Raw genomic sequence first — 6,196 nt, forward strand, 5'->3', positions numbered from 1 at the left:
GAGCCGGTCGGGGCGCTAAGCAGCGCATGGCCCTCCGCAAGACATTGGCAGAGCTCGGGTAGGACCGGCTCGATCGGCAACGGGCTGTGATCTCGTCGGGGAGCGGAGCTCATTGCCGGCATTCTGCCTGAATTGACGCCGGCTGCATCTGGGCTTCTGGGTGTCTGGGCGACCGCGCGTCTGGACGCCCAAATTCAGCCAATACCGTTGCTCTTGCCACGGCTCGCTTCGAAGGCGTCAGGCATCGTCGTGAAGCTCAGCGCCTCTGGTGCGGCCTCGGTGCGAAGCGCTCGGGCTGGGCGATAGGCCTCGCAGCGATGCATGCTCAGCCTTGGGTTGTTGGTATTGCGATCGGACTCGGGTCTGCCGTTGGCTCCCGGGGCCCTTTGCTGTCGGCTTGCGCGTCGGCGTCGGCGTCGGCTTCACCTTGGCGTTCTGGCGGTTGCCGCTGATGGCGCGCGAGCAGCGCACTGATCTCCTCGGACGTGGTCGGGCGCCCAAGATGGAAGCCCTGGGCCAGGTCGCAGCGCATATCGCGCAACATTTCGAGCTGAGTCTCGCTTTCGATGCCTTCGGCGATGGTCTTCATCCCTAGCTCATGGCCGAGGGAGCAGATGACGGCCACGATCCGGCGATCACGCTCGGACTCGGTCATCGCCTGAATGAAGGAGCGGTCGATCTTGAGGAGATTGATTGGCAGCTGACGCAGATAGGAGAGCGAGGAATAGCCGGTGCCGAAGTCGTCAATGGCAAGCGCAACGCCGAGCTCGCGCAGTTGGTGCAAGGTCCCGCTCGAAGACTCGGCATCGTTCATCACCATGCTTTCGGTAAGCTCGAGCGCGAGCAGATGGGACGGTATCTGATGCCGAGACAGCAGCTCTTCGACCAGCGTTGCGATACCGGGGCTTTGGAGTTGCAACGACGACAGATTGACGGCGATCGAGAAATCACAAGGCTCATCGAGCCCATCGAGCCAGCATCGTAGCTGTCGCAAGGATTCGTCGAGCACCCAGGTGCCGATTGGCACGATGAGACCCGTCTCCTCGGCGACTGGGATGAAGTCGCCCGGGGAGACAAGGCCGCGTGTCGGATGTTGCCAGCGTACCAGGGCTTCGACGCCAACCAGCTGTCGGTTCTTGCTGGCGAAGACGGGCTGGTACTGAACCCTGAGCTCGCCGCGCAGCTCTGCGTCGCGCAGATCATGGGCAATACCGATACGCTCTAGCAAGCGCGTACGCAGTGCTGCGTCGAAGCACTGGACGCGCCCACCACCGCGCTCTTTGGCGACATACATCGCGGCATCGGCGTCACGTAATAGATCGCCCGGGCTGTCGAAGCCGTTGCTGATGACGATGCCGGCGCTTGCGGTGATCAGATGCTCACGACCGCTGACCATGAATGGCCGACTGAGCACCTCGAGCAAGCGCTCCGCTTCGACCAACATGGCTTCTTGCGAGCGTTGCTCGCCCTGCAGCAGGATGACGAATTCGTCGCCGCCGAAGCGGGCGATGGTATCGCCGAGGGCAAGATGATCGAGCAGGCGCCGGGCGGCGTCGACCAAGAGCTGATCGCCAGCGTGATGGCCGATCGCGTCATTGATCAATTTGAAGCTGTCCAGATCGATGAAGACGACGCCGACCTGATGCCTGAAGCGCTGCGCCTGGAGCAGGAGCTGGTTGAGCCGATCGCTGAGCAGGGCACGGTTCGGCAGCGAGGTCAGGGAGTCATGGAGGGCGCGGTGGCGCAGGGTCTGCTCCGCCTCCTTGCGTCTGGAGATGTCCTGCGCATTGATGACCGTGCCGCCGATGGCGGGGTCGGTGCTCAGATCGGTTGCCGTTGCCTGACACCAGATGTAGGTCGCATCGCCCCCGCGCAGACGGTGGTCGGCGATATTGACATGCTCGCCTGGCAGCCCTGACGCCCGTTTCAACGCGGCGTGAACAAGCTGGCGCTCCTCTGGGTGCACGGCATCGAGATAACGGGTTGGCGGTGTCGGTTGTTCGTCCCAACCCAGGATCTGACAGGCAGAGGGACCCAGATAGCGTAGGCTGGTATCGGCATCGATGATCATGACCACATCGGAAGCACGACGAACCAGGGTGCTGAAGCGTTGCTCGCTCTGACGCAGGGCCTTGAGCGCATCGCGCCGCAACAGGCCGCCGATGATCACATCGGCAATCGCCCGCAAGAGCAAAATGGCCTGCTTGGACCATGCGCGGTGCTCACGCACTGAATCGAAGCCGATGAAGCCCTTGACCTGGACCGAGCCCATCAGCGGCACCACGATGAGCGATCGGACGCCTTGGGCGCTGAGCAGCTCGCGCTCGGCAGCACGGTTGTCTGGAAGATCGGCGACCGATGGGATGTAGATCGACTCACCAGCGCTGAGCCGAGGCTGCCACCAGTGGATGGTCTCGTAAGGCACCTGCTGCAGGTTATTGATCTCAGGCGAGATGCCTGGGGCGCACCATTCGTGGCTGTTGTTGATGACGTTGCCATCGATGGTGAACATGTAGCTGCGATCGACCCCGGAAAAACGGCCGATCGAGGCAAGTGCCTCATCGATCCCCGCATCGATATCCTGATCGCCGAGTCCGGCGAAACGACGCAGGATCGCCGTCATTAGCTCGAGCAGCCCGGTCAGCTCTTCGAGCTTGTCCTGGCTCGACGGAACCTGCGGCATCGTCACAGGCCATCTCCTGCGATGCGCTGATGGTCCTCTCTCATTCTCGTAGTGCTCGCAAGATCTTCGACTCCAGCCAGCCGGATGAGAAGCCTGGGCCGCGTGCCTCGATGAAGCCGACATGGCCGCCGTGCCGTGACAACTCAAGCCGAATGCCGGGTCCGAGCTCGTGCTCAAAGGGGACGGTGCTCGGGAACATAAAGGGATCATCGGCGGCGTGGATGATCAGGGTTGAGGTGCGAATATGGCGCAGATAGCCGCGGCAGCTGGCGCGCTGGTAGTAATCGAACACCCCGGCAAAGCCATTCAGCGGCGCGGTAATCTGATCGTCGAACTGGTTGAAATCCTTGATCTGGCTCAGGTCTAGGTGCAGTGGTGAGGGCCTCGTGGCAAATTTCTGTTGATAGGCGGCTTTAAGCCGCTGGATGAGGTAGCGGCGGTAGACGCGGGCGAAACCGAGCTCGAGTCGCAGCATGGCGTCGCGCAGGACGAAGGGGACCGAGACCGCGATGGCGCGATCGAGCAGCGGGTCGCCGGACGCCGCGCCCCAGCAGGGGGGCTCGGACGCGCTCCAACATTCGCCGAGATACTTGAGCAACAGGTTGCCACCGAGCGAGAAGCCGATCGCTGCCGAGACGGGTCCCGACGCGTCCTCGGCTAGGGCCTCGAGCACCGCGCGGAGATCCCCGGTCGCACCGGAATGGTAAGAGCGTGCGAGTCGGTTCGGCTCGCCGCTGGCACCACGCAGATGCATGAAGAGGGGCTGGAAGCCGTTCTCGGCGAGTTGGTCGACCAGGCTACCGGCATAGTGGGAATCGAGTCCACCTTCGAGCCCATGCAGGATCAGTATGCGCGGTCCAGTGCACCCCGTGCCCATTGATAGGTCGATGAAATCGCCGTCGGCGAGCTCGATGCGACGCCGCTGCAGCCGCGTCCGCGCCTGTTTCCCTGCAGGCTTGCGCTGGCCTAGATGCATCAGCAGCTTGGGCCAGAGTGTTTGCAGGTGCGGATTCTTGAGCCACCAGGGCGGACGAAAGTCGCTGTTGATGATCCTGCCGTTGTTCATGAGGGGGATCTTAAAGAGGATTGCCTTGGGAGGCGATCGCCTTGGTAGGCGAGTGAGTTTGAAAGAAGCCGCTTAACCGCGTTGGCGCGCATAGAGGGTTGCATAGGGTCCGCCGCGCTCGATCAGCTCGTCATGGCGGCCCTGCTCGACGATACGTCCACGCTCCAACACGAGGATGCGATCAGCGCGACGCACGGCGCTCAGCCGATGGGCGATGATCAATGTGGTGCGGCTGGCCAGAAAGGCCTCCAAAGCACCATGCAAGCGCCCCTCGGTCGCGCTATCCAGCGCCGAGGTGGCCTCATCGAGGATCACGACCTTCGGATCGGTGAGCGCCATGCGCGCGATCGCCAGCCGTTGCCGCTGGCCGCCGGAGAGCCGCACCCCATCGCGGCCCACGAGTTGATCGAGCCCCTGGTCGAGCTGTCGGATCACGCCATCGAGCTGGGCGATCTCCAGCGCCTGCCAGAGCTTGGCATCATCGATAGCGCGGCCGAGCGTTAGGTTCATCCGCACGCTGTCGTTGAACAACGCCGGATGTTGGAGCACGGTCGCGACCTGATCGCGTACCAGGTCCATGCCGATCTCCTCAACCGGCACCTCATCGAACAGGATGCGCCCCGAGGTCGGAGGATAGAGACCGAGCAGCACCTGCACCAGGGTCGTCTTGCCGCTGCCGCTGGCGCCGACGATGGCCAGCTTCTCGCCGGGCGCGATGCTCAGGTCGATGCCATCGAGTACGTTAGGGCCGTCGCCGTAGGCGAAGCGGACAACCTCGAGCCGGACGCCGACCGTGGTCTTGCCGACGAACGGATTCTGCTGGTGCGGATAGGCTGGTTCCTGGTGCATCTGGGTGAGCTGGTTGACGCGTCGAAGGGCGGCATCAGCGGCGTGGAATTCGTACTGAACGTTCAGCACCTCCTGCACAGGTCCCATCATGAACCAGAGGTAGGCGAAGACCGCGAGCATCTCGCCAATGCTCAGCCCCGAGAACAACACCATCAGCATGCTGACCGCTCGAAACAGGTCGAAGCCGACCAGGAATACCATGAAGGACAGCCGGTTCGCGGCCTCGCTCTTCCAGGTGAAGAGGCTCGAGAAGTGGCGCATCCGATCCGCGGTGGCGATGCTACGGGCGATATAGAAGCCTTCGCGATTGCCGGCCCGAATCTGCTGGATGGCGTCGAGGGTCTCGGCGAGGCTCTCTTGGAAGGCCTGATAGGCACTGTTCTCGCGCCGCTTCATATCCTTGACGCGGCGCCCGAAGACCATGGTGAGATAGATCACCAGTGGATTCAGCAACAGGATGAAGAGCCCCAGCTGCCAGTGCATCCAAAGCAGGATGATGGCGGTTCCCAAGATGCTGAGCACAGCCACCAAGAACTTCGATACCGCGCTGCCGACGAAGCGGTCGATCGCATCCAGGTCGGTGACCAGGTAGGAGGCCACAGTGCCGCTGCCCAGGGTCTCGTACTCGGCCATCGAGACGCGTTGTAGGCGGGTCAGCAGGTCGCGCCGAATCCGGTAGATCACGTCCTTGGCGACGACCGTGAACTCGCGGGTCTGCCACACCTGGAGCGCCAGGGCGATAAAGCGCAGCAGCACCGTGAAGCAAAGCATCGCTAGGATATAGAGCACAGGCCCGTGCCAGCTCTGTGGGAACAGGCTGTTCATCAACGCGGTGGCCGCGCCGGGCTTGTCGAGCAGCACCTCGTCGACCAAGACCGGCATCAGCAGCGGGATGGGCACTGCAGCGAGGGTGCCGAGGATCGCGATCAGGTTCGCCAGCACCAGCTCCCGTCGGTGCCTACGCAACATCGCAAGCAGATCGCGCCAATGGTAGTGTTGCGGATGCCTGGAGTTGGCGTCTTGGCTCGGCAGGTCGGTCACGCCGTTTGACGCCGACCGGCGTTCTGGCTCTGGCTCTGAAGCTGGCATTGGCCGCTCCTTGGCCCTGGGCTCGGTTTCGATTTGGTTGGGGCGGGGCTTGGTCTGCATGGACTCGAGATGGGGACGCTTCGGTGCATCTGCTGAGCTGGCTCGATGAATCGATGCAATGATTTAGCGGGCCGTCGATCGCGGCCCCAGCTCCACTCAGGCTCGATTCGGGCTCGAGTCAGGCTCGACTCGGGCTGGCAGCGCCGCGACCCTGGGGCTCGATGGTGGCAAGCGATCGCGCTTGCCTGGTAGAGAGGCATCTCCTGTCATTATGGACGGACATTGTGGACGATCCGGACGCTCGCCTATACTGGGCACATCGCGTGGCCGATCGCCGTCGCCGCGAGGCCGCTTGGCTGCACCTACCGGATACGACCGAGAACAATGAAGAAACCGCTCAGCAGGGGTCGACGCCCTCTCGCGTTGATGTGCACGCTCGCGCTGCCGGCGCTGCTATGGACCGCTCAGGTTCGTGCCGAGGATCTGCTCCAAATCTATGACCTAGCTGT

4 protein-coding genes are annotated in these 6,196 nt (G+C 63.0%); all 4 read right to left on the minus strand.

The genetic code is table 11. From position 1 onward, the window contains the following. Nucleotides 1-194: 194 nt before the first annotated feature. A complete protein-coding gene (locus ACY693_RS13520) occupies nucleotides 195-323 on the minus strand; it encodes a hypothetical protein (protein WP_462322352.1) in 129 nt (42 codons plus the stop codon). 2 nt (nucleotides 324-325) lie between these two features. Further along, nucleotides 326-2,683 (minus strand): sensor domain-containing phosphodiesterase, encoded by a 2,358-nt coding sequence (locus ACY693_RS13525; RefSeq protein ID WP_462322355.1) that lies wholly within the window; start codon nucleotides 2,681-2,683, stop codon nucleotides 326-328. Between the two features lie 40 nt (nucleotides 2,684-2,723). Beyond that, a complete protein-coding gene (locus tag ACY693_RS13530) occupies nucleotides 2,724-3,749 on the minus strand; it encodes a YheT family hydrolase (protein WP_462322353.1) in 1,026 nt (341 codons plus the stop codon). Nucleotides 3,750-3,821: 72 nt separating this feature from the next. Then, the gene (locus ACY693_RS13535) at nucleotides 3,822-5,687 is read right to left on the minus strand and encodes an ABC transporter ATP-binding protein (protein ID WP_462322354.1); all 1,866 of its coding nucleotides are present in this window, start codon (nucleotides 5,685-5,687) and stop codon (nucleotides 3,822-3,824) included. Between the last annotated feature and the right edge of the window lie 509 nt (nucleotides 5,688-6,196).

It is taken from the genome of Halochromatium sp., assembly GCF_054919635.1.